This window comes from Thermosynechococcus sp. NK55a (assembly GCF_000505665.1).
Taxonomy (GTDB): Bacteria; Cyanobacteriota; Cyanobacteriia; order Thermosynechococcales; family Thermosynechococcaceae; genus Thermosynechococcus.
Map to the genome: position 1 here is coordinate 786,998 of NC_023033.1, position 24,665 is coordinate 811,662.

Below are 24,665 nucleotides of genomic sequence, written 5' to 3' on the forward strand. Positions count from 1 at the left end.
AGTCAGCTAGCCCTCGTGAAAAGGATATTCAAACGTCATGAATCCCCAAATAAAATCAAAGCAACGTATAGCCGATTACGGCGAAGTTCTGACGCCGCGGCCCATTGTCAATGCCATGCTCGATTTGGTGAAGCAGGAAACTGAGCGGATTGACTCGCGTTTTCTGGAACCGGCCTGTGGGACAGGCAACTTTCTCACGGAAATTCTAAAACGCAAGTTAAAAATCGTTGAGAAGCGCTACGGCAAGAGTCAATTGGAATACGAGCGCTACGCCGTCCTGGCCGTTTCGTCCCTCTACGGGATCGAGATTCTGGAAGACAACGCCCAGGAGTGCCGCCAAAGGCTGTTTGCGGTTTTCGATGAAGCCTACACGCGGCTTTTCAAGGAAAAACCAAGGAGCAGTGCCGCGAAACGGCGCGCTATATTCTCAAGCGAAATATCGTGCATGGAGATGCCCTTTCCCTAAGAACTGTGGGTGAAAATCCGCAGCCAATCGTTTTTCCCGAATGGTCGCTGGTCAACGGCAGTCTGCTCAAGCGGCGCGACTTTGCCTTTCATGAGTTGGTGAACCATAGCGCGATGCGAGAATTGCCCCTCTTCTCCGACCAAGGCGAGGAGGTGTTCATTCCCGAGCCGGTGAAGGACTATCCGCCGGTTCATTTCCTGGAGGTGGCCCATGCCTACGATGACTAATTACAACCCGGACGTGCTCTCCTGCCTGGCTAACCTCTCCAGCGATGAGGTGTTCACGCCGCCGCAACTGGCTAACCAGATGCTGGACCTGCTGCCGGCTGAGCTGTGGAGCAATCCCGATGCCCGCTTTCTCGACCCCTGCTGCAAATCGGGCGTGTTCCTGCGCGAGATCGCCAAGCGGCTGGACAAGGGATTGGAAGCCAAAATCCCTGACCGGCAGGCACGGATTAACCATATTATGAAAAACCAGCTCTTCGGCATCGCCATCACCGAGCTGACCGGGCTGATGGCGCGCCGTTCGCTCTACTGCTCCAAGACTGCCAACGGCAAGTATTCGGTCTGCACTGCCTTTGACAACCCAGACGGCAATATCCGCTACCGGCGCATTGAGCACACCTGGAAAGACGGCCGCTGCGTCTTCTGCGGCGCCAACCAAGCCAACTACGCCCGCGGCGCGGAACTGGAAACCCACGCCTATGAGTTCATCCACACCGACAACCCCCTTTGCCTTTTCGACGAGCGAAGTGAGGGTTGTCATTTCGACGAGCGAAGTGAGGAGAAATCCATGAAATTCGATGTGATCATCGGCAATCCGCCGTATCAGTTGAGTGACGGCGGCTTTGGCCGAAGCGCGACGCCGATTTACAACAAGTTTGTCCAGCAGGCGAAGAAACTGAATCCTCGCTACTTGGTGATGATTATTCCCTCCCGCTGGTTTGCCGGCGGAAAGGGCTTGGACTCTTTCAGGGCCGAGATGCTAAAAGATGATCGGATTCGCAAACTCGTTGATTTCGAGGATGCCTCCGAAGTTTTTCCGGGTGTGGATATTGCCGGTGGTGTTTGCTATTTCCTCTGGGAACGTGACTCGCGCGGGCCTTGCGAAGTGACCAACGTGCATAAGGGTGAAAAGGTCGTTTCGGTGAGAAGACTCGATGAATTCCCAACCCTTATCCGCCATAGTCAGGCCGTGGCTATTGTCAGAAAGGTGCTCGCCAAGAAAGAGAAGAGCATGAGCGAACAGGTATCATCAGCAAAACCCTTTGGACTTCGTACCTTTGCTCGCCCTCAGAAAGAAGGCGATATATTACTTAGGTGGCATAGTGGCGAAGGCCCTTACAACCGAAAAGACGTAAAGGCCGGCATTGAGATGATCGATAAGTGGAAAGTCATTACTTCAAAGGTCTCTTATGACCACGCCGGGCTGCCTGACAAGAATGGACAGAGACGAGTTTTTTCCAAAATTGACATTCTGCCTCCTGGGACAATTTGCACTGAAACATATCTAATAGTTGGAGTCTATGACAACAAGGACAATGCAGAAAACATGGTTAAGTACCTAAAGACCAAGTTTGTTCGTTTTCTGGTGGCGCAATTATCGTTTTCGCAAGACGTATTCAAAGAGAAGTTTAGCTTCGTTCCCCTCCTCGACATGAACACCGAATGGACGGACGAAAAGCTTTATAAACGATACGGGCTTACGGAAGAAGAGATCGCCTTCATCGAGTCGAAGATTCGCCCGATGGAGGCAACCAATGAGTAGCAATGTTTCTCCATCCATCAGCCTATTTTGACCATGGGAGGCTGATCATGACATTTCTTGAATTAGCAGAGCTGATACTTCGGGAAGAGAAGCGCCCGTTAACTTCTAAGGAAATCTGGCGCATAGCACAAGAAAAAGGCTATGCGGACCAAGTTGGCTCAAGGGGCGAGACGCCGTGGGCTACGATAGCGGCAAGCCTCTATACTGATATAAAAGATAATCTCAACACCAAGTTCACCAAACCAGAACCTGCTCACTTTGCTTTGAAAGAATTTGCCAATGTCGCGGTATTAACTAGCGATGAGCCAAAAAATAACAGGACATCTGAGTACAGAGAAAGAGACCTTCATCCATTCTTGACCTATTTTGCTTACACTTACCAAAGGATCTACACCAAAACGATTTATCATGAAAGTTCTTCCAAAGACCGCTATGCTCAGTGGCTGCATCCAGACATGGTAGGTGTATACTTCCCTTTAGATACTTGGCAACCAGAGGTGCTGGAAATTGCGCGCGATTTGGGAAACCTGGTCCTGAAGTTGTACTCTTACGAAATAAAACGAGAACTTACCTTTAGTAATTTGCGCGAGTCCTTTTTCCAGGCAGTATCTAATTCCTCTTGGGCACATCAAGGATATTTGGTTGCAGCAGAGGTTGATCAGGATGAAGATTTTATAGAGGAATTGAGTAGACTGTCAACTTCTTTTGGAATAGGCGTAATCAAGCTCGATATTCATAATCCGGATAACTCGGAAATTTTAATACCGGCCAAAGAAAAGGAGCTTCTGGATATAAACACAATGAACAGACTTGTGTTAATCAATGGCAATTTCCGCGAATTTCTTAAAGGAATTAAAATTGATTTTTCTAGCCGAGAAATACGCAAAGAGCGTTATGATCAAGTTCTTGGTAGTGAAAAGCTAATAGAATTTATGAACAGTCGAGGAAGCTGATGAGTAGCACCTTCTTCCCCCCGCGCCCCAAGGTCGAGCCGAAAATCTACGCCTACGAGGATACCAACCCCGAATACGCGGGCTTGCTCAAGATCGGCTACACCACCAAGAGCGTGCAGGAGCGGGTGGCGCAGCAGTATCCCACCCTGCGGCCCGGCGGCAAGCTGCCGTATCGCATCGTGCTGGAAGAGCCGGCCATCCGCAACGATGGCACTGCCTTCACCGACCACGACGTGCACCGCATGCTGCGCATCAACGGCATTCAACGGGCGGGCGGCGAGTGGTTCCGCTGCACCGTGGAACAGGTCAGGGCGGCCATCAACGCCGTGCGGGCGGGACAACTCTTGGAAGAGCAGCGCTCCCTCAACTTCACGATGCGGCCAGAGCAGGAGGCAGCGGTGGCAAAGACCATGGCCTACTTCCAAAGCTACCGCCGGGAAAACGGCAAGCCGCCCCATTTCCTCTGGAACTGCAAGATGCGCTTCGGCAAGACCTTCGCCGCCTATCAACTGGCCAAACGCATGGGCTGGAAAAAGGTTCTCGTGCTGACCTTCAAGCCAGCGGTGCAGAGCGCCTGGGAAGAGGATTTGCGCTGCCACGTGGATTTTCAGGGCTGGCAGTTCATCAAGCCCGGCGGGCTGACCTACGAGCAGGCAGATAAAAACAAGCCTATCGTCTGCTTTGGCTCGTTTCAGGACTATCTCGGCCGCAATCCGAAGACGGGCGGCATCAAAGCCAAGAACGAATGGGTGCATGCCACCCACTGGCACTGCGTCATCTTTGATGAATACCACTTCGGCGCCTGGCGCGAGAAGGCCAAAGACCTGTTTGAGGGCGAGGATGAAGCGGAACGCAAAGCGGCCGAGGGCGAAGCGATTGAGTATTTCGATGAGGACATCCTGCCCATCACATCCGACTACTACCTCTACCTTTCCGGCACGCCGTTCCGTGCTATTGCCACCGGCGAGTTCATCGAAGAGCAAATTTACAACTGGACATATTCTGATGAACAGAAGGCAAAAGAGGAGTGGGACGACAGCAACGGCCCCAACCCCTATGCCGCATTGCCGCGCATGGTGCTGATGACCTATCAGTTGCCCGATGACATTCGCGAAGTGGCGATGCAGGGAGAGTTCAATGAGTTCGATCTGAATCTGTTCTTTTCGGCGGAGGGGGTGGGCGACAAGGCGCGGTTCAAATACGAAGACGAGGTACAGAAGTGGTTGGACCTCATCCGTGGGGAATACCTGCATACAAACCTAGATAACCTCCCGCCGGGCGCGCAGAAACCGAAACCGCCGTTGCCCTACGCGGATGTACGACTTTTGAATGTGCTCACCCATACGGTCTGGTTTTTGCCCGGCGTGGCCGCCTGTTACGCCATGCGCAATCTCTTAGCCAAACCACACAACAAGTTCTACCACGATTACAAGGTCATCGTGGCCGCCGGCGCCGCCGCGGGCATCGGGGTGGGTGCCCTGCCGCCGGTGCTGGAAGCGATGGGCGATCCGCTCAAGACGAAAACCATCACCCTGACCTGCGGCAAACTGACCACCGGCGTCACGGTTCGGCCCTGGATGGGCATCTTCATGCTGCGCAACACATCTAGCCCAGAAACCTACTTCCAGGCCGCCTTCCGCGTGCAGAGTCCATGGACGATTCAGAATCCTGACGGAACCTCACCCAACGCGGAGCTGATTCTGAAAGAAGAGTGCTATGTGTTCGATTTTGCGCCGGATCGCGCCCTGCGGCAGATTGCCGACTACAGTTGCCGCCTGAACGTGAACGAGGATGATCCTGAAAAGAAGGTGGAGGAATTCATTCACTTCCTGCCGGTGCTGGCGTATGATGGCAGCGCGATGAAGCAGATAGACGCCGCCGGCGTGCTGGAGATGGCCATGAGCGGCACCACCGCCACCCTGCTGGCCCGCCGCTGGGAGAGCGCGCTGTTGGTGAACGTGGACAATGACACCCTGCGCCGGCTGATGACCAACGAACAGGCGATGCAGGCGCTGATGAACATTGAGGGCTTCCGCACCCTCAATCAGGACATCGCAACCGTCATCAACAAGTCGGAGGCCGTGCAACGGGTCAAGAAAGAGGCCAACGATAAAGCGCTGTCCGCTCAGGAAAAGCGCGAGCTGACCGAACAGGAGAAGGAAGTCAAGAGCAAGCGCAAACAGATTCAGGAAAAGCTCATCAAGCTGGCGACGCGCATCCCCATTTTTATGTATTTGACCGACCATCGGGAACGAACGCTGCGCGATGTGATCACCCAATTGGAACCGGGATTGTTCAAGAAAGTTACGGGGCTGACGGTGAAAGATTTTGAACTCCTCGTCAGCCTCGGCGTCTTTAACAGCGCGCTGATGAACGATGCGGTGTACAAGTTCAAGCGCTATGAAGATCCAAGCCTGGTTTATACGGGTATTAACCGTCACGAAGGGGAAGATATTGGGCTGTACGATACCGTTTTGCGCCGCTCCGATGACTGGCTAAATCAATCTTTAGCCTAGGAAAAGGTGGCAATAGAGGCCTCTGTGGGCAGTGGTAGCCGAAAGAGATGACAGGCGTTGAGAGTTGTCTGCCGTTCTAGTTCCGCAAGGTCACATTGTCGCAGGCGGGCTACGGCTTCGGCCACAAAGCGCAAATAGCTGGGTTCGTTCCGCTTTTCACCCCGCTTGGGCACAGGGGCCAAAAAAGGACAATCGGTTTCAATGAGCAGGCGATCGCTGGGAACTATCTGCGCTGAGGCGTGAATTTGTTTAGCGTTCTTAAAGGTGACCGTGCCGCTAAAGCTAATAAAAAGACCCAGATTGAGAAACCATTCAGTTTCTTCGGGAGTTCCGCCCCAACAGTGCATGACCCCTCGAACCGGACCGCGATCGCGCACAAATTGCTGCAACAGATCCCGGGCCGCCGCCGCTGCTTCGCGACAGTGGATGATCACGGGTAAGTCCAATGCCTGGGCGACCTCCAACTGTGCCCAAAAGGCGGCCTCCTGTTGCTCGCGGTTCGTGGCTTTGTAAAAGTCTAGGCCGGTTTCGCCAATGGCCACCACCTTGGGTTCATTGCTGGCAAGGCTGGCAATTTTCTCCTTGAGTTCTGGCTGCCACTGCTGGGTATCCAAGGGATGGAGACCCACGGCCATAAACACTTCTGGAAACTGGGCACTCAGGCGCTGAATGGCTGGAAATTCCTGCGGTTCGACACAAGCATGCACCAAACGCACCACCCCCGCCGATCGCCAGCGCTCAGCTACTGCTTCCAGATCGGCCGCGTACTCTGGAAAATTCAGATGGACGTGGGTATCCACCAACATGGGGATTAGGCGGCAGGTTGCAGTGTTTTGTTGAGAATCCGTGTCAAGCGCGCCTTGCGACGGGCACCGGTATTGCGATGGAGAACGCCGCGCTTAACGGCTTTGTCAATTTTGCTAAAGGCTAAGTTCAGGCGTTGGTGGACTTCCGCCAGTTTTTCTGGGGTGGGGTCGGCGCTGTACTGACTAATGGCATTCAAGTAATTTTTAATCAAGGTACGCACTGCCGAGCGATAGGCCTTGTTGCGCAGACGGTTCCGCTCAGCAATTTGGGCACGTTTAGCGGCAGATTTAATGTTAGCCACAGCTCACCTGATGATCAATCACACGTTAAGAACAAATAACCATTATAACCGTTGACTGAGCGATCGCAAGATCTTGGCCGCTAGCATGGCGGCCCCAAAGCCATTGTCAATATTGACAACACCAATGCCGGGGGCACAGGAATTGAGCATTGTGAGCAGCGCCGCCAAACCAGCAAAGTTCGCGCCATAGCCAATACTGGTGGGCACCGCAATCACGGGCACTGAGACTAGCCCCGCCACCACACTGGGCAGTGCCCCCTCCATACCGGCAACAACAATTAGCACCGCCATCTGCTCAAGGCGATCGCGCACACTCAAGAGGCGATGAAGTCCCGCCACCCCCACATCCCAAAACCGCTCAACGCTAAACCCTGAGAGCTGCAACGTCACTGCCGCCTCTTCGGCCACGGGCAGATCCGCTGTACCGGCACAGACCAAACCCACCTGAAGCGGAAACTGCGGCGGCAAAATGGGGGCTGTACTGCAAATCTGTGCCTTTTCAAAATAGTGCAGTCCCCCAAGGCGCGATCGCACCGCCTCAAAAACCTCTGGGGAAATACGCGTGGCCATCACACAGGGATAGTGGGGACGCATCCGCTCCAGAATTTCAGCAATTTGCTGGGGGGTTTTCCCAGGCCCCCAAATGACCTCTGGAAAGCCCGTGCGCTGCTGCCGCTGGTGATCAAGGCGCGCGAAATCGCCAACGGGTTCGTAGGCAAGGTGTTGCAATTGGCGATAGGCCGTCTCTACAGTCAGTTCTCCTTGGGCAACTGCCGTCAAAATTTGCCGCAGTGAATCGGGCATTTAGCCTCCAATCCCCAGCCGACCAGCCAGCCCCGGTGCCATTGGAATGAGGGTAGCTGCCATCAAGAACAACAACAGCAGCCCCAAACCGGCACGGGTATCGTCCGGTTCTGTTATTTCATCGAGACTGGGCTGATCCACATCCCGCTGCAATAGCAGGATCACCAACGCCCAATACAGGGCCAAGGGGTTGACAATTGCCACCAAGCCCAAGACCACAAGGGTAATAATCGTCAGTCGTTTGGCGGTTTTCGTACCGTAAATAGCTTGAATAATCCGCCCGCCATCCAGTTGCCCTGCAGGCATCAAGTTCAAAGCAGTCATGATCAGCCCCAGCCAGCCCAGAATCACCAAGGGATGCACCATCACCACTTCGCTGTGCAATTGCTGCCCCAAAAAGAGCTTGGCGATCGTCCCCACTAAAATCGATCCTTGGAAAAAGAGGGTCGGCACCTCTAAACCCTGACCTGTGGGCGAGAGGACAAAGCCAATGCTCAACAGCAGCAGCGAAACACTACCGGCGGCGATCGCCCCCGCGGCCCCGATATCAAACAGTTGACTGCGATTGGCCAGGAAGGATTCAAGGCGGGTCATCGCACCAAAAGTCCCCAACTGCCACGCCGGCAAAAAGATCGGCGGCCCCAAGCGTGCCCGATAGCGTTTGGCCATTAACCAGTGGCCCACCTCCCGCACAGCCGCAATGCCAAAGAGGCCGAGGGCAAAGGGGAGCGATCGCTGAAAGAGGCCGGCAGTAGGATTCCCCAGTAGGCTAAAGCCCTGCAAAATGGCACTGGTCTCGAGACAGGTGCCCAGGGTGGCCACCGCCAACAGCACCGCCGCTAGCTTTTGGAGCTTGCCGGAGCGGATCGGCTCAGTGGTCATCGGCAAGATGACCACCATGGGCTTGCCCTCACTATTGGGCACCATAAAGAGGCGATAGCGATCGGGCAAGGCGGCCTGTAGTCGTTCGGTGAGTTGCTGATGCACCGCTTTAGCCTCACCCCGCAGATTCCCTGGACAGATCACGCCTCCCTTGTAGGGAATGTAATCGGTGGCAAAGTAGGTATCAACACTAAAGATGCTTTGAATGGCTTGCAAATCCTCAGGGGGAAGGCTAGGTTTCTCGGTAGGCGGCGCGGCGGTTGTCTGTTCTGTGGTGGCTTGCTCCAGTTCAGAACGCCCAGAAGCAGCCAAGGGGAGTTCTGCGGTGACTGCCAGCGATCGCAACCACCGCCCCAGGGCAATATAGGCCACAATCGAAAACACCAGCCCAAAGAGGACGGCAGCAAAGTTAATCACAATCCCAAAGCTGAGGCTGCCGAAAACCACCAGCCAAGGGAGCATCAGGACAAGGGTTTGCAGCCATGCCACTATCCCCACCTTGCCATAGGGCAGGTTGCGGTAGAGTCCCCAGGCCAATAGGGCGATCGCTCCCGCCAATAAGCCTACCGTAACTATCATGGATTACCTCCCATATCTGTAAAGGTTAGCGCGTGGCCATCGCTGTCAGTTGGGTTAGCACTTGACTGGCCCGCTCCGTAAATTGCTGCATACCATTGGCATCAAAGGCCCGCTGGGACATCAAGGCCAAATCGTAGATATACTGACACAGCTTTTCGACCAATGTACCCGTTTCTGAGGTGCCGCTGGTTTGAATAATCGTTCCTTGGTTAAGGCTGAGGAGATTTTGCACCAAGGGATGGGCGGTGTTGACAACTAAGATATGCTCCTCCGGCAACTGCGCATTAGCTTGCTGCTGCATCATTGCCATCATCTCCTGCATCCGCCGACTGGCTTCAGGGAGTAGGATCATCGCCGGCGGGGCATCGGCCTTGAGGGCCTCGGTGCGGATTGTCAGCTTTGGCTTTTTCAGCACGGATTCAAAGAGGGCTTTAATCTGCTCACTGCGGGTTTTGTTGGTGGTGGGGTCAATGAGTTCGCTCTCTTTGCTCTTATCAATCAGGGTTTCATCCAGCTCCGCATCCACCCGCAGAAACTTGACATTGCTGTAGTTCTGCTCCAGCCACGGTACAAAGTGAGTATCAATAAAAGTGTCCATAAAGAGAACTTCAATCCCTTGGCTCTTGAGCAGTTGCACATAGGTGGCTTGGTTCACCTCATCGGTGCAGTAATAGACGCGATTGCCTTGGCGCTCCTTGTTGCGCTCTAGGTATTGTTTGAGGGTGGTATAGGTTTTGCCATCCACTTGAATGCCCCCCTCAGCTGCCCAAACGTCGTCGCTGTCTTTGGAGGTCAATTCGGCAGTGGTGCGGTAGATGAGAATGTCTTCCACCTGCTTTTTGAACTTCTCATCGTTGATGGAGCCAAATTTAACAAAGGTGCCAAGGTCTTGCCATAGGTGCACGTAGGCAGCGGGGTCTTCGCGATATAGCTCCTTCAGGCGATCGCCCACCTTCTTGGCAATGTAGTCAGCAATTTTACGAACAGTGCGATCGTTTTGCAGGAAACTGCGGGACACATTTAGGGGAATATCGCTACTGTCAATCACCCCCCGCAGAGGCAGCAAAAAGCGGGGAATGATCTCTTCGCAGTTGTCACTGACAAAGACCTGATTGCAGTAGAGCTTAATTTGCCCCTTGGTGACATCAATATCGGGGCGCAGCTTGGGGAAGTAGAGAATCCCATTCACCACAAAGGGGTAGTCGGTATTGAGGTGAACCCATAGCAGGGGGTCTTCTTGGAAGGGATAGAGATAGCGATAGAACTCCAGATAGTCCTCTTTGCTGAGGCTATTGGGGGCACTCTTCCACGGCGCAATTTGTTTATTGATTTGCTCCCCTTCAAGTTGAATGGGAACGGGTAAAAAGTCACAGTACTTGCGAACCAACTCACGAATACGGGCTGGCTCTAGATACTCCAATTCACTGTCTTGAAGCGTCAGGGTGACTGTGGTGCCCACAGTGGTGCGCTGGCCATCGGAAAGGGTAAATTCCGTGGAACCATCACAGGTCCAATGGACAGGAACGGCGCCTTCACGGTAGGAAAGGGTATCAATTTCCACACGCTCAGCCACCATAAAGGCGGAGTAAAACCCCAATCCAAAGTGGCCGATGATGGCGTTTTCCCCTTCCCCTTTGTACTTTTGCACGAATTCCTCGGCACTGGAAAAGGCCACTTGGGTAATGTATTTTTTGACTTCCTCAGCGGTCATGCCGATGCCATTGTCGGCGATCGCTAACTTTTTGTTTTCTTTATCAATCGTGATCGTCACTTCGGGGTGATCCACATCGCCGCTATATTCCCCAGAGCGTGCCACCATCCGCAGTTTTTGAATGGCATCGACGGCGTTAGAGACCAGTTCCCGCAGGAAAATCTCATGATCGGAGTAGAGCCACTTTTTAATGATTGGAAAAATGTTCTCAGTGTGGATTGAAATGGTTCCCTGTTCCAACATGATCCTTCCCGTGAGTGTATTCTTGGTCAGACAACCTCTAGTGTATCGGTAGGGGTTGCCCTTCCTGTTGGCGGAAAACCGATCCCTCCAATGCTTCCCAAAGACTGACAATGACGTGATTAGCCACTAGAAATCCCTCTGGCTGTGTTAAGTGCAGGCGATCGCCCGCCAAAGAAAGCAACTCTGGAGACATTTTTACCGCTGCTGCCTGTAGGGCCTCAACCCAGGACGCAGGAAATTCAGCCGCCAAAGCCCTCAAAGACAGGCCATCGCTGAGGCGCAAGCCCAACATCAGGGTTTCCAACCAGCGATCCCACAGGGAATCTGGACTCCCTTGATTGAGACTCTCTGGTAAGCTTTGTAGCCATTGATAGTATTCACGGCGGGTACGCGGGCGGCTGAGACGGCGATGTTGGAGATAACTGGTGGCGCCCATGCCAAAGCCATAGTAGGATTGATTGCGCCAATAGACTTGATTGTGACGACAGGCAAACCCCGGTTGGGCATAGTTAGAAATTTCGTAGTGATCGTAGCCCGCTGCTGTTAACATCTCGTGAGCAAGGTGATAGGCGGCGGCAGTCTGATCGTGGCTGGGTAGGGGGGCTGCTTCGGGTTGATAGCGTTTGCTGAAGACGGTTTTTGGCTCAATGATGAGGTCATAGATAGACAGATGCGTTGGCTTGAAGGCGATCGCTTGCGCTAGGGAGGATTGCCAGTCCGCTAAGGATTGTTGCGGCAGGCCCGAAATTAGATCCATGCTCCAGTTTGCTACCCCCGCCCTATGAATCATCTCAACTGCACGCTCAACATCGGCCCCATCGTGACTGCGGCCACACAGCCGCAATAGCTCACTGTCAAAGGCCTGTACGCCCAAGCTGACACGATTGACCCCTGCCCTGAGATAGCCCTGCAATTGTTCTAAGTGAAATGTCCCCGGATCCATTTCCATGGAAATTTCCGCTCCTGGGGCAATGCCCATCTGGCGATCGAGGGCTTCCAGCAGTTGGCCAAAGTATTGAGGCGGGACTAGAGAAGGCGTTCCACCACCAAAAAAGATAGTTTGCAGCGGTAGCCCCTCAGTGGGGGTGTGGGCAATTTCTTGACACAGCGCCGCCACATACTCTTGAATCAGTGAGTCCGCCAGCGTCGGAGAATCTCCCACCACCGTAATTGGAAAGTCACAGTAGAAGCAGCGGCGCCGACAAAAGGGCAAATGGAGGTATGCAGCTGTAGTCATAGGCGTCTTCACTGGTTTTTGCCCCTATTGCGGAAAGAGTCGTTTCAGGGCCTCCTCTAGGGTGGGTGCCATCACAATCCGCTGATTATCCATCACGATGACCCGTGCCAAGGTGGGCAGTCGATTTTGATCGGCTTCGAGGTAAAGGGGTTCAACATACAGGAGCGATCGCTGGATGGGGATAATGAGGAGATTGCCCTGCACCGATCTTGACCCTTGGCGATTCCAGAGGGAAATTTGCTGCGAAATGACGGGGTCCTGATTGATCCGCGCCTCCATTTGTTCAGGACCAAAGACCAGTTCTTGCTTGGGAAAGACGTAGAGCAGAAGCTTGCCATAGTTCTGGCCATCGGAACGAGCCGCTAGCCAACCAATGAGGTTGGGACGATTCACGGGCGTAAAGGGGACCAGGAGAATAAACTCCTCCGTGTAGCCAATGGGCAGCTTGGTAATGAGATAGTAGGGGGCAACCGCTTGGGGTTTTTCGCGGTAGATCTCCTTGGGAATCTGCCAGAGGTCCTCGCGGTTGTAAAACACCACGGGATCGGTCATGTGGTATTTCAGGAGCTGCTCGGACTGCACTTGCAGCAGATCAATGGGATAGCGAATGTGGCGATAGAGCTGGTGGGGCATCGTACTCAAAGGATGAAAAAGAGTTGGGAAGATCCGCTGCCACGTGCGAATCATGACATCCTCAGGTTCCACCACATAAAAGGTGACATCGCCGTTATAGGCGTCCACCACCACTTTCACAGAGTTGCGAATGTAGTTAAACGAGTGCTCCCCCGGATCGCTGTAGGGATAGTAGCGACTGACGGTATAGGCATCAATCATCCAGTAGAGATAGCTGACCCCCGCCGTGCTCGAGCTAGTAGCAATCTCCTGTTCAGAGCGTGGATCAGCCACAACAAGGTAGGGCTCACTGTCAAAGCGCAGGAAGGGGGCGATCGCCCGCACGCGATCCTGAATCAATCGCCGAAAGAGAACCCGTGAGTCTGGCCGCAAGTTGGGGGTCAACAGGAGTTGCCAATCTCGAAAATAGACACTGTAGACCAAGCGTCGCCACCAACTGGCAATGGGCACACCCCCCGTGCCGTCATAGTGGTTATAAACATTTTCAGCCCCCCGCGGAAAGTCCAGTTCCGGGACCTTAGAGGGGACAAAGATATAGGTATTGGTGAGTTCACCGTAATAGATCCGTGGGTAGAAAAAGGGAATACTCTCCCGAATCTGTGGGGGATTGACCAGTAGCTCACCCGTATCGCCAATATCGCGAACAAAGTACTTGGGCAGACCATTGGCTTCCGCCGTATTTACCGGACTGATCGTGAAGCCATAGCCGTGGGTAAACACGAGGTGCTCATTAATCCAACTGCGGGCAAACTGCTGAACCGCACTGTAGTCCACTTCACGAGCAGCAATGAGGACTTGGCGAATTTCTGATTGGTCTTGATCGGGAGCCAGTTTCAGATAGTAGCGATCCAGAAAAGCCGCTGGAAACCGATAGTAGGAGCGCAGTTGTTGCAGTTGGCGGTTGGTTTCGAGAAGGGGGCGGGTATCCCAAAGGCGAATATTGCGGGTGGTGGCCGCATTGGCAGCAATGATTTCGGCATTCAGGTTATTTTCCGGCTGGAAAGGTTCCACCCGCATTTTTTCAAGGTTAAAACCTTCGCAGGTGTGGGTAAGGGTGCGTTGAATGTAGGGGAGTTCCCGTTGCAGTTGGTTGGGTTGAACAATGGCTGCTTCAATGGCTGTGGGTAGGAGCCAATCTACAATCAGGATGACCACCAGATAGCCCAAGGTAAAGCCAAAGAGGCCAGGGGCAATGGGGCCCAACCGCCGCTGCCCTTCTCCGCCCCGTCGAATCGCTGACCAAGCCAACAAACAGGCAACGGCAAAGGCTGAGGCCGAGAGCCAACCATAAAGGGGTAAGCGTACGGTGACATCGGTATAGCCTGCGCCAAAGGCTGCCCCCTTGGTCGAATAGAGAAGTTTATAGCGCTCTAGCCAGAAGCTAAGGGCCACTGTGGCAAAGACAAAGGCACTTAAGCCCTGTAAATGCCGCCGTTGCGATCGCACGAAGCCGAGGAATTTGCCATGACTGAGACTTTCATTGGCAAGGAGATAGCCCAAGGCCGTTCCCCCTAAGCCGACAACACTGAGGTTCACCAACCATAGGCGCAACAGTTCCCACAGGGGGATTTGAAACAGGTAAAAGCTAATGGAATGGTGAAAGAGCGGCTCAGTATGGGGATCACTGGCGGCAAACAGTCCCTTGAGGACAACTGGCCAACTGAGGCTGGCGATCGCCCCCATCGCGAGGCTCAAGAGAATGCCCAATCCCTGAAAGAGACCTACAGGCAACCACAGCCCCAGTATCAAGGCCACCAAACTCAGCCCTAGTAGCCAAGGATTCTGCACCATTTGCAGCGATAGCTCCGCCACCCGCCAAACACTCAATTGCGGCAGCAAAGGGCTGTTAAATGTCATTTCTGAGCGCTGTTGCCACAGTTGCAGCGCGATCGCCCCAATGTGGTAAGTTGCAACAATGAGCAGCCAAGTTAAACCGCCAGCACACAACAAAAGCCGCCATAGCCCCAGCCCCCGATAGGTACTCTGTGCCCTCAGGACTGGATCAAGGGTCACCGTACGTTGCCGCAGCAGCCAGCGTTGCTGCCAGCCATAGAAAAGCTGCGATACCCCCGCAACCGCCAGAAACAGTAGGGCTTGAACACTCCAGCGCTGCCAAACCACCGCCAAATAGCCCAGTTGATGAAACCAAAGGCTCTCGGCAATCAGGCGGCACAGCCCCACCCCAAGGGCGATCGCCAGCACCAATGCACAGAGCCAGCGCAACCAACGGGGCATGAGCTGTACAACGGCGAGCGACGGCATCAACCTCGAAAACTCGAAAAATCGTTAAAAGTAGGGTACAGTGCAGCTAGATACGTTCCTAAGGCCAGTTTAGCGATTTCACTAAGCGATTTCACTATGTTCTTGCGCTCAGGACTTGTTGCCCTTTTGAGTTTGATCCTGTTTCTTAGCCCAGCAGCCCCCAGTTGGGCCCTCGGGGGTGAATTGCCGCCCCTGAATGCCCCCGCACCCGACTTTTCTCTTCCCAGCAGTGTCAACGGTCAGCTCATTTCCCTCAAGGATTATCGCGGTAAGTGGGTGGTGCTGTACTTTTACCCCAAGGACTTTACCGCTGGCTGTACTCTTGAGGCCCAACGCTTTCAACGAGATATTGAGCAATTTCATGTCCACAATGCCGAAGTCATTGGCGTCAGTGCCGACTCCGTGGACTCCCACGCAGATTTCTGTGACAGTGAAGGCTTGACCTTTCCCCTCCTATCTGACCCCGATGGCCAAGTCAGCAAAGCCTATGGTTCGTGGTTGGGGTCTGTCTCGCTGCGCCACAGTTTCATCATTGATCCTGAGGGCATCCTGCGGGAGCGCTATGTGAAAGTGAACCCCGCTATTCACAGTCAGGAGGTACTGGCTCGCCTCGAGGAACTGCAGCAGCAAGTATAACTCTATTGCTGCGGTGAGGGTTCAGGGGTCGCTGGAGATTCCTTTGGCACCTGCTGGGCCGCCCGCTGAATGGCATCTTTATACTTGGCAGGAGCTAATTCCACCGCTTTAGCATAGAGGGAAGCCGCCTCGGTCTTTTTCCCCTGTTCCGTCAGTGCCATCGCTTGGGCAAGCACTGGGCGAAAATCGTTGGGATTTTCTTTGCCAAGATTTTGGAAAAGGGTTAGCGCCTCATCATAGCGTTTTTGAGTCATATAGACATCGCCAAGCAGGAGTTGTACAGCCGTGACATCCACGCTCCCCGGTTGGACTTTATTGGCTTGCTCTGCTCCTTGGAGGGTCTCTTCAATCAGACCAATGGCAGCTTGAGGACGATTTTCCTTGAGGTAGAGATCCACCAGTGCCCGCAGGGCATTGAGGTTCCCCGGCGATTTAGCCAAAACCCCTTGAAACGTTTGGGCAGCCCCCTCGCGATCGCCCGTTTGTTGTTGCGCTTGCCCTAGGAGAATGGCATAGTCTGTTTGTTCGGGTCGCTGAGCCGCCAACCGCCGCAGGGGGTCAATGACGCTGGCAATCTCTCCTTTGCCCAGTTGAATCAGTTGCAACCGCGCCAGCACTAAGCCTTCTAATGCTGTGGCATTGTTAGGTTCCCGCTCCAGCACCAATTGATAGCCCTTTTCTTGGGCTTGCAGCTCTGCAACTTTGTCCCCAGCGGCAGGACTAGCCATCGGGCTTGGGGTAGCTTGGGGTGGCGTAAAGGCACTAGTGAGCAGAGGCATCACAGAAATGGCAATGAAGGGAATCATCCCCAATAGCAACACGAACAGGGTGATCCATTTCTTGCGCATTTTGCCTCCTAACCAACGTTTCCCTTGCCAGTATGATTCTAGCCTAGGGGGCATGGTCATCACTGCCAATTTTCATTTGGCTTCCCCTTGCTAAAATTTGAAAAATTCCTCGGAGAGCTGCCATGAGTGAACTAACGCCAGAAACCATCAATTGTGCAGAGGCCTGTGTCAATGGCTGTGTCTTGGGCGATCGCTGTCCTAACCGCGAGTACATTGCTGCTGCCAGCAAGTTTATGCATGAGACCCCCCTCGATCAGATTTTGCAAATTGCAGCAGATAGCTACCCAAAACGCCTCTTGGCCTCAATTGAGCGCGATCGCCAGCGAGCAGCAAGCCCACCCCAAGAATAACTCCAGCTGTTGATGTCTCGTCTGCGTGCATTGCAGGGGTACTTGCTCCTGCGGCTTTTACTTGCGCCACTCATGCTGTGGACAATTGTCACCGTCGTCTTTTTGCTGCTGCGAGCCACGCCAGGAGATCCCGTGGATGCGATTTTAGGCCCCCGTGCTCCGGCCGCTGTAAAGGAGACCTTGCGGCAACAATTGGGCTTGGCGCAACCCCTATGGCAGCAATACTTGAATTATTTAGGGCAACTTCTGCAATTTGATCTGGGAACCTCCCTCACCAGTCAAGGGGAAGCAGTCACTAGTATCATTGCCAAGCATTTTCCGGCCACAGCAGAATTGAGCCTCGTCAGTCTGGCGATCGCCTTTGGCTTAGGAGTGCTCATTGGCAGTCTCGCTGCGGTTAAATCCGGAACTGCTTGGGATATGGCTGGCCGTCTCTTTGGCATCATTACCTATGCCTTGCCCCTCTTTTGGTTCGGGATGCTCCTGCAACTGCTCTTTGCGGTGAAGCTGCGTTGGCTTCCCTTGGGCAGCCGCTACCCCATCACCGCAACACCCCCCCAAGGCCCCACTGGGCTGTACATGCTTGATGCGCTCCTGAATGGCAATCTTCAGCAACTGGGAACTGCGTTGACCTACTTGCTTCTACCTGCGGTCACGCTGGCGATCGTCCTCAGTGGCATCTTTGAGCGCATTGTGCGGGTGAATCTCAAGCAAACGTTAGTGGCAGATTATGTAGAAGCCGCCCGGGCCCGTGGTATTCCTGAACATCGAATCCTCATTCACCATGCCCTCAAGAACGCCCTAATTCCCGTGATCACGGTTTTGGGCTTCACCCTTGCCAGCCTCTTGGGGGGAGCAGTGTTAACAGAGGTAACCTTTTCTTGGCCGGGACTGGGGCAGCGACTCTACGAAGCCATTACTCTGCGGGATTATCCGACGGTGCAAGGAATTGTGGTTTTCTTTGCCGTGATTGTGGTCGCTGCCAGCATTCTCATTGATGTGGTCAATGCTTGGATTGACCCCCGCATCCACTACTAACTTTTTGGCACCTACCGATACAATAAAGAGCGAAACAACGTAACAAATCTTAAAGCTAGGAGGTTATGCACCATGGCTCTAGCCGTTGGTACACCCGCCCCCCCCTTTACTGCCAAAGACACCCATGGCAACACGGTCTCCCTCAGTGACTTTGCAGGTAAAACCGTGGTGCTGTACTTTTACCCCAAGGATGATACCCCCGGCTGCACTAAGGAGGCCTGTAGCTTTCGCGACAACTATGCCGCCTATCAGGACAAAAATATCGTCGTTTTGGGCGTGAGTGCAGATGACGAAACCTCACACCAAAAGTTCACTGAGAAATTTAACCTTCCCTTCCCCCTGCTGGCGGATGTTGATAGGTCAATTATCAAAGCCTACGACGTGGATGGGGGCGGCTACGCCAAGCGAGTTACCTATGTGATTGACGGCAATGGCATCATTTCCCATGTCTATACCAGCGTGAAAACCGAGACCCACGCCACCGACATTTTGGCGGATCTTGGCTTGTAGGCCACTCCAATAAAGGCATCATTAATAAACATTAATAAAGTAATAGTGAGGCGGCTAGAGCAGCTCTGGCTGCCTTTTTGTTAATTAATTGAACGGAGAGAGAGGGATTCGAACCCTCGGTGGCATCACTGCCACACTCGATTTCAAGTCGAGCGCATTCGACCACTCTGCCATCTCTCCCAGCATTCTTTATTTTAGCCTTAGTTCGAATGCCAAGGGCCAAGGAGTAGACGGCAACAGGTGAAGGATTAGCTGTTCTTCAGGCAGAAAGCCCAGAGATCGAACCCATCTCTAAGTCAGTAGTCTGAGTTTGGAAGTTGCCAAACGCTTGGTTGGCCTTGGCTACATCATTCACCACAATCCCCAGAATCTTTTGCCGTAAACCCAGATCGCAGGCTTTCAGCACTTCGGCCAAGGCCTCCTGTCGTGTTTGCCTTAGGCGCACCACCAACAGAGCCCGCTCTAGTGCTGTCAGCACTCGATATGTATCCGCAGCAGCGAGGATCGCAGGGATATCAACAATCACGAAGTCAAAAGTTTCTTTAGTGCTGTCTAGGAAATCAAACCAACGATAAGAACTAAACAGTGCCATGGGTTCCTGCTGCGCCTGACCTGCGGTCAATACCCAGAGTCCTTCAGTAGAATTGGCCAAAAGACTAGACCAGTGGGGCAGAGGCATTGTTCCCTGCAACAGTTCCCCTAAACCAGTGACGTTGGGAATGCCAAGAGCTTGATGGAGGCTTGGCTGGTGCAAATTGGCATCCACCAGCAAGACCCGCTTTCCCGTCGCCGCTGCCGCCAAAGCAAGATAAAGGGCAACGGTGGTTTGTCTTTCTTGACCACTGATGCCCATAATTGCTAAGGAGTGGGGTAACCCCAACGCTTCTAACTGCGTCAACAGGAAGTAAAAACTTTCCTTAAAAGCAGGACTTACCCCCGGCAAACGGTGCTGCAACCCCCACAACGTCAACGGTGTCTCTAAACGACTAAAAGCCAGTTGATCAAAGGTCTTGGTCACAGGAATCTGACCCAAAATAGGTAAGGGGGTCTGTTGGCGAATCCGCTCCACCTCTAGACAGCGATCATCCAACCAATCCACGATCAAGGCAACCAGCACCCCAGAGACTCCCCCAAGCGCCAAAGCGATCAACAATGCTGTTGACAAACGCATGGTCAACTCATACCGCTTCAGATCCCCAATATCGGAAAGAAGCTTCCATGTAAAGTCGCGCTGGGCAATTTGGAGTTGCAGGTTTTGCCGTGTCTGCAATAGCAGTGTTAGGGATTCTAGTGTGGCTGCAAAACGTTGCTCAATTTTGCGGTAAGGGTTTGCAAGCCTTATCAGTCGGGATATTTCTGCTTCAGTTGCTTGAATTTGATTACTCAATTCCGTATCTGCTCTTTTGAGAGCTTCAAGCTCAACTTTTGCCTCTAGGTATTTCTCAATCAGGGAGTCAGAGACTGCACTTTCGTAACCAATTAAGGCTTCAGGGCGAGGAACTTGGTTCCGGTATCGAATCGTTATTTGTCGACCTTGGCGCTTAGCCTGAGCCAGTAGTTGCCGCTTTTGTTCTTCTAGGGCTTGGACTGTGGGCGATCTGTCCGTTAACTTGCTCCGCTGTTCCACCAACTGTATTTCCGTTTCGGTGAGTCCCTCCAGTAATTTTTCATAATTTTTCGAAGCAGCTAAGTTAGAAGCAGCTAATGCCTCATCAGGAGAGAGCTTTAACTGCGCCTTTAGGGAGTTAAATGCTTCCTGTGTAGATTCCAGTTTTACTCTATTTCGTTTTTTAGATTCCAACTCAGTTAGAAGGTTAGCATAGAGCTGAAGATCACTGATCTCAGAGACTGGAGTTTTAGAAGTCGCAGAAGGTATAGAATCAGGACGTAAAACTCGATTTTGATACCGGAACTCATTGAGTTGACTGTCAAGATCATCAATTTGACTAAGGGCCTTTTGAATTTCTTGGTTAACGTAGCGAAGATTATCTGATATTTGCTCTTGTTTTTGTGTCTCATTAAACTTTTTTAATTCCTCAGCAATGATTTTTAAGGCAGATTCTACCTTTGTTTTATCTTTGGCAATAAAAGTAATATTTACTATTTTTGAGCTACCTTTGCTAAGCAATTTTCGTTCTTCTTGATTCTTACTAATTTTTATGGACTTAAGAAACCTTTTATAGGAATATTTCTCTCGATCTAAATCGGGATTATCTTGAAGAAACTTTTCATAAATGGGTTGGAGGATGGTATCACTACTGAGTATCTGAACTAGTGTTTCTACATCCCCCTCCGTTGATTCTGATTCTAGAGGTAGAGGCAGAGGTGCAAGATTACGGATTAAATCTAACCTTGCCGCTGGTCGAGTACCTAAGGGTTTGATGGGTTCAACTTGCAGCAAAATGGAGTATTGATAGTTCCTCACAAAGAGGTAATAGTACCCCAAGTAGCTAATTGCAACAAATGCACCAACTAATGCAGCAACCGCTGAACGCCGCTTCAAACCTCGCAATAGTTCGTCAATGGTGACTTTGTCAATGGGTCGCGGCTGCCACAAACTCAGTTGTGAAGCTTCAGGGGAAAAGGACAGATGGTTATTTTCACTGGACATGGTGGACTCTCAAGAAATTTTAAAGACGATAGTAGTCACGATACCACTCCACAAACTGTTGTACACCAATCTCAACAGGGGTAACGGGTTCATAACCTGTATCTTCTTTGAGGGCGGTTACATCGGCATAGGTATCAGGCACATCTCCCGGCTGCAAGGGTAAAAAAGTTATGAGAGCCTTTTTGCCAAGGTACTGCTCCAAAAGCTCAATGTAGCGGAGAAGCTCAATGGGACGATGGGCGCCAATGTTGTACACTCGCCAGGGTGCTAAACTGGTGGCGGGATCTGGTGTTTCGCCACACCAAGCAGGGTTGGGGACTGCTGGCCGATCCAAGACGCGCAGAATACCTTCGACAATGTCATCAATGTAGGTAAAGTCACGGTGATGTTTCCCATAGTTAAAGACGGGTAGGGGTTCATTATTCAGGATGGCCCTAGTGAACTTAAACAGTGCCATGTCAGGGCGACCCCAAGGGCCATAGACGGTAAAAAAGCGCAGTCCCGTTGTCGGAATATTATAGAGGTGGCTGTAAGTGTGTGCCATGAGTTCGTTGGCCTTCTTGGTTGCTGCATACAGGCTCAGTGGATGATCAACGTTATCGTGAACAGAAAAAGGTAACTTTCTATTGGCGCCATAAACACTGGAACTACTGGCATAGACCAAATGCTCTACTTGGTGATGGCGGCAAGCTTCTAAAATGTGGAGAAAACCAACGATATTACTATCAATGTAGGCAAAAGGATTTTCTAAGGAATAACGCACGCCTGCCTGGGCTGCTAAGTGGATCACCCTTTGGGGAGAAAAATCTGCAAAGAGCTGGTTTACCCCTTGGCGGTCAACTAAATCAATTTTTCGGAAAATAAACTGACCTGGCTGGCTAGAAGCATTCAGGTGCTCTAAGCGAGATTTCTTAAGGTTGACGTCATAGTAGTTATTCAAATTATCCAATCCAATTACGCGATCGCCCCGCCGTAGGAGTGCTAGAGCCACCCCATGGCCAATAAATCCGGCCACACCGGTTACCAAAACATCCATCACTACCTCCTTGAAAACTTAAAGGCGTCCATCTGCATCTTCCTTGGACAACACCCACTTGACATCATACAGAGCACTTGGGGTTTTTAAGCAACGGCGAATTCCAGCAGCACCCAATTCACAAAATTGACGATGAGCAACTGCAATCACTGCACCATCCCAGTACTCTGGGTACAACTCCTCAATCAGTGAAATGCCATACTCCTTTTTAGCCAATTCAGGATCAGCCCATGGATCATAAACATCTACTTGAATACCATAGTCTCGCAACTCGGAAATCACATCCACAACACGTGTATTGCGAAGGTCAGGGCAATTTTCCTTAAACGTTAGACCCATGACGAGCACCCTTGCTTGTTGTGGATGAATTCCTTTTTGGATTAAAAGCTTAATAAACTGTTAGCTACATAAATGCCCATATAGTCGTTAATTCGTCGGCCGGCTAAAATCAATTCAGAGTGATAACCGTAGGCAGATGCCTGATAGGTTAAATAGTAAGGATCTACACCAACGCAGTGACCGCCTACCAATCCCGGACGGAAAGGTAGAAAATTCCACTTTGTTCCTGCGGCTGTTAGTACCTCTTGGGTGTCGATCCCTAAGCGATTAAAGAGAATAGAAAGCTCATTCATTAAAGCAATATTCACATCTCGCTGAATATTTTCGATGACCTTAGCAGCTTCTGCTACCCTAATTGAGCTGCATTTATAGGTTCCTGCGGGTATAATTGAAGCATAGACACAATCTACAATCTCTGCCACTTCAGGAGTTGATCCAGAGGTAATTTTAACAATCGTTGTCAAACGATGTTCTTTATCTCCTGGATTGATTCGTTCTGGACTATAACCTACAAAGAAATCTTGATTAAAAATAAGGCCAGAAGCTTGCTCAAGAATGGGTACACAAATTTCTTCAGTGACACCTGGATAGACGGTGGATTCATACACAACAATACTGTTGCGAGGGGGAACACTACCGAGATGTTGAGAAGCGGTTTTAAGAAACCCTAAGTCAGGCACTTTGTGATCATCCACAGGAGTTGGAACTGCGACCACAAAAAAGAACATTTTTTCAAGTCTTGAATATTGGTTGTGTAAGTTAAATATGAGGCACTTTTTAGCTCTTCAGAACTAATTTCACCTGTGTGATCATGTCCTTTGATAAGTTGTGATACTCGCAGTAAATTGAGATCATATCCTAATGTAGGATATTTTTTGCCGAACTCTACTGCTAAAGGAAGGCCCACATATCCAAGACCAATCACAGCAATTGAAAGTTTGTTATGTTCCATCTGAATCATTCCACTCTCCTAGCTCCTCTGTAAATAATTGAAGGTACTGGGCATTAATTTTTTTGACGTCAAAATCTTCAACAGCTTTTTGATAACTACGGTACCCCATTAAGGGAATCAACTCTGGTTGCTGAATAAATACTTCCATAGCTTTTGTTAAGGCACTGACATCACGCGGCGGAACCAAAAAACCACTATAGCTGTGAATAACGGTTTCACGACAACCCGGCACATCTGTGGTGATAATTGGTCGACCAATAGCCATGGCCTCCTGAATACTTCGAGGAATACCCTCTCGGTAATAAGAAGGAAGGACAAAAATACTGGTTTTGCCGAAATAGCTTTTACAATCCACAAAGCCAAACCATTGAATAATCCCAGCATCAATGAACTTCTGAAGATCTTCTTTAACTAGAGATCCAGGATTGGTATCAAAATCTCCCAATAGCCAAAATTCAACTTTTGGATAGTTTGCTTTTAGTCGGGATGCTGCTTGCACAAACTCCAAAATACCTTTCTCTCGGAGGAGACGTGCAGCTAGAGTAAAGACTAAAGGAGATGTAGGAGCAGGAGAAAACTGCCACTCATTGAAGTTAACACCAGTACCTTTAATCAAAGCTACTTTATCGCCTGGCAGTTGGCATAGCTTCTTAATTTCAGCACAGTCATCTGAGTTTTGGAAAATTACTTTTGTTGCTGATGGCAGAGTGATTTTATAAAGTAAAGCTAGTATATTTCCTATACATTTATCTCTCATTGATTTATCATTCATACAAAAGAAATATCCTAAGCCTGTAAACAGTGCAAATCTTTTTTCAATTCCTAGGAGCTTGGCAGCAGTTAATCCCCAAACAATTGGCTTAGCAGTAAATGCAAGAATACAGGATGGATTAATTTTTTAATGAGACTCATTAAAGATACTAAAGTGTGAATATCATGAAATGGATTAGCACTATTCCGCTCAAGGTAGAACTCGTCAAAAGATGCCCCTAATTCTAGGATTGCTCTTTTTTCCTTCTCTGAGGATGCAGGAACCATACAGTGAACACTATAACCAGATGTAATTAAGTCAATAATTAAATCCTTACGAAAGTTAACTAGCATAGAAGCTTTATTACCAATGATGGCAAGTCTATAGCTTTCTCTATTAGAAGTATTAAGTGTTGATTCAGACATAGAATACC

The 24,665-nt window shown here is 51.2% G+C and carries 21 protein-coding genes, 1 tRNA gene and 1 pseudogene; 9 read left to right on the top strand and 14 right to left on the bottom strand.

Annotated features, from left to right (window positions below; all coding sequences use genetic code 11):
- Positions 1-37 precede the first annotated feature (37 nt).
- The 5 genes from NK55_RS03825 to NK55_RS03840 are packed head-to-tail and all read left to right on the top strand — an operon-like array spanning position 38 to position 5,702.
- Entirely contained in the window at positions 38-466 is a 429-nt protein-coding gene (locus NK55_RS03825) for a DNA methyltransferase (RefSeq protein ID WP_200865514.1), read from the top strand.
- Positions 442-693 carry a hypothetical protein gene (locus tag NK55_RS13970; protein ID WP_200865515.1) on the top strand — a complete coding sequence of 84 codons (252 nt, stop codon included), beginning with the start codon at positions 442-444 and terminating at the stop codon, positions 691-693. Before NK55_RS03825 ends, NK55_RS13970 begins: the two co-directional genes overlap by 25 nt.
- Positions 677-2,233 (top strand): Eco57I restriction-modification methylase domain-containing protein, encoded by a 1,557-nt coding sequence (locus NK55_RS03830; protein ID WP_041429046.1) that lies wholly within the window; start codon positions 677-679, stop codon positions 2,231-2,233. Before NK55_RS13970 ends, NK55_RS03830 begins: the two co-directional genes overlap by 17 nt.
- Before the next feature lie 47 nt (positions 2,234-2,280).
- Positions 2,281-3,186, top strand: coding sequence for a COG2958 family protein (locus NK55_RS03835; RefSeq protein WP_024124491.1), 906 nt, complete (start codon positions 2,281-2,283; stop codon positions 3,184-3,186).
- Positions 3,186-5,702, top strand: a complete 2,517-nt coding sequence (locus NK55_RS03840; RefSeq protein WP_024124492.1) for a GIY-YIG nuclease family protein — start codon at positions 3,186-3,188, stop codon at positions 5,700-5,702. Before NK55_RS03835 ends, NK55_RS03840 begins: the two co-directional genes overlap by 1 nt.
- Here the strand turns inward: NK55_RS03840 and NK55_RS03845 are convergent.
- Genes NK55_RS03845 through NK55_RS03875 form a run of 7 tightly spaced genes read right to left on the bottom strand, consistent with a single transcriptional unit; the run spans position 5,699 to position 15,161 of the window.
- A complete protein-coding gene (locus NK55_RS03845) occupies positions 5,699-6,508 on the bottom strand; it encodes a TatD family hydrolase (RefSeq protein WP_024124493.1) in 810 nt (269 codons plus the stop codon). The two genes, NK55_RS03840 and NK55_RS03845, sit on opposite strands and share 4 nt — an antisense overlap.
- 5 nt (positions 6,509-6,513) lie before the next feature.
- The gene (gene rpsT / locus NK55_RS03850; RefSeq protein ID WP_024124494.1) at positions 6,514-6,810 is read right to left on the bottom strand and encodes a 30S ribosomal protein S20; all 297 of its coding nucleotides are present in this window, start codon (positions 6,808-6,810) and stop codon (positions 6,514-6,516) included.
- Positions 6,811-6,852: 42 nt separating this feature from the next.
- Entirely contained in the window at positions 6,853-7,614 is a 762-nt protein-coding gene (gene larB, locus NK55_RS03855; RefSeq protein WP_024124495.1) for a nickel pincer cofactor biosynthesis protein LarB, read from the bottom strand.
- Positions 7,615-9,075: a site-2 protease family protein gene (locus NK55_RS03860; protein WP_024124496.1), complete on the bottom strand. Its 1,461-nt coding sequence runs from the start codon at positions 9,073-9,075 to the stop codon at positions 7,615-7,617.
- Positions 9,076-9,100: 25 nt separating this feature from the next.
- The gene (gene htpG, locus NK55_RS03865) at positions 9,101-11,029 is read right to left on the bottom strand and encodes a molecular chaperone HtpG (protein ID WP_041429047.1); all 1,929 of its coding nucleotides are present in this window, start codon (positions 11,027-11,029) and stop codon (positions 9,101-9,103) included.
- 37 nt (positions 11,030-11,066) lie between these two features.
- Positions 11,067-12,266, bottom strand: coding sequence for a radical SAM family heme chaperone HemW (gene hemW / locus NK55_RS03870; protein ID WP_041429048.1), 1,200 nt, complete (start codon positions 12,264-12,266; stop codon positions 11,067-11,069).
- Between the two features lie 24 nt (positions 12,267-12,290).
- The gene (locus NK55_RS03875) at positions 12,291-15,161 is read right to left on the bottom strand and encodes a UPF0182 family protein (RefSeq protein ID WP_041429049.1); all 2,871 of its coding nucleotides are present in this window, start codon (positions 15,159-15,161) and stop codon (positions 12,291-12,293) included.
- Positions 15,162-15,257: 96 nt separating this feature from the next.
- Here NK55_RS03875 and NK55_RS03880 point away from each other — a divergent pair, with 96 nt between their 5' ends.
- On the top strand, positions 15,258-15,797 hold the full coding sequence (locus tag NK55_RS03880; RefSeq protein WP_024124500.1) for a peroxiredoxin: 540 nt from the start codon (positions 15,258-15,260) through the stop codon (positions 15,795-15,797).
- Positions 15,798-15,799: 2 nt separating this feature from the next.
- On the opposite strand, the gene NK55_RS03885 is transcribed toward NK55_RS03880, so the two are convergent.
- Complete coding sequence (locus NK55_RS03885) at positions 15,800-16,645, bottom strand: lipopolysaccharide assembly protein LapB (RefSeq protein WP_024124501.1); 846 nt, start codon at positions 16,643-16,645, stop codon at positions 15,800-15,802.
- Between the two features lie 122 nt (positions 16,646-16,767).
- Between NK55_RS03885 and NK55_RS03890 the strand changes: the two genes are divergently transcribed.
- The 3 genes from NK55_RS03890 to NK55_RS03900 all read left to right on the top strand — a co-directional run bounded on the left by NK55_RS03890 (position 16,768) and on the right by NK55_RS03900 (position 18,543).
- Complete coding sequence (locus tag NK55_RS03890; RefSeq protein WP_024124502.1) at positions 16,768-16,995, top strand: hypothetical protein; 228 nt, start codon at positions 16,768-16,770, stop codon at positions 16,993-16,995.
- 12 nt (positions 16,996-17,007) lie between these two features.
- The gene (locus tag NK55_RS03895) at positions 17,008-18,033 is read left to right on the top strand and encodes an ABC transporter permease (RefSeq protein ID WP_024124503.1); all 1,026 of its coding nucleotides are present in this window, start codon (positions 17,008-17,010) and stop codon (positions 18,031-18,033) included.
- 72 nt (positions 18,034-18,105) lie between these two features.
- Entirely contained in the window at positions 18,106-18,543 is a 438-nt protein-coding gene (locus NK55_RS03900; protein ID WP_024124504.1) for a peroxiredoxin, read from the top strand.
- A gap of 93 nt (positions 18,544-18,636) precedes the next feature.
- Here NK55_RS03900 and NK55_RS03905 read toward each other — a convergent pair.
- The 6 genes and pseudogenes from NK55_RS03905 to NK55_RS13455 form a co-directional block, all read right to left on the bottom strand.
- Positions 18,637-18,723: transfer RNA gene (locus tag NK55_RS03905), tRNA-Ser, on the bottom strand.
- Positions 18,724-18,802: 79 nt separating this feature from the next.
- The gene (locus tag NK55_RS03910; RefSeq protein WP_024124505.1) at positions 18,803-21,154 is read right to left on the bottom strand and encodes a polysaccharide biosynthesis tyrosine autokinase; all 2,352 of its coding nucleotides are present in this window, start codon (positions 21,152-21,154) and stop codon (positions 18,803-18,805) included.
- Positions 21,155-21,173: 19 nt separating this feature from the next.
- A complete protein-coding gene (locus NK55_RS03915; protein ID WP_024124506.1) occupies positions 21,174-22,190 on the bottom strand; it encodes an NAD-dependent epimerase in 1,017 nt (338 codons plus the stop codon).
- 18 nt (positions 22,191-22,208) lie between these two features.
- Positions 22,209-23,481: pseudogene (locus NK55_RS14195) on the bottom strand (nucleotide sugar dehydrogenase).
- Complete coding sequence (locus NK55_RS13450; RefSeq protein WP_081711754.1) at positions 23,471-24,253, bottom strand: glycosyltransferase family 4 protein; 783 nt, start codon at positions 24,251-24,253, stop codon at positions 23,471-23,473. The pseudogene NK55_RS14195 and the gene NK55_RS13450 overlap by 11 nt, the downstream one beginning before the upstream one ends.
- Positions 24,254-24,321: 68 nt before the next feature.
- Complete coding sequence (locus NK55_RS13455) at positions 24,322-24,657, bottom strand: glycosyltransferase family 4 protein (RefSeq protein ID WP_162147169.1); 336 nt, start codon at positions 24,655-24,657, stop codon at positions 24,322-24,324.
- Between the last annotated feature and the right edge of the window lie 8 nt (positions 24,658-24,665).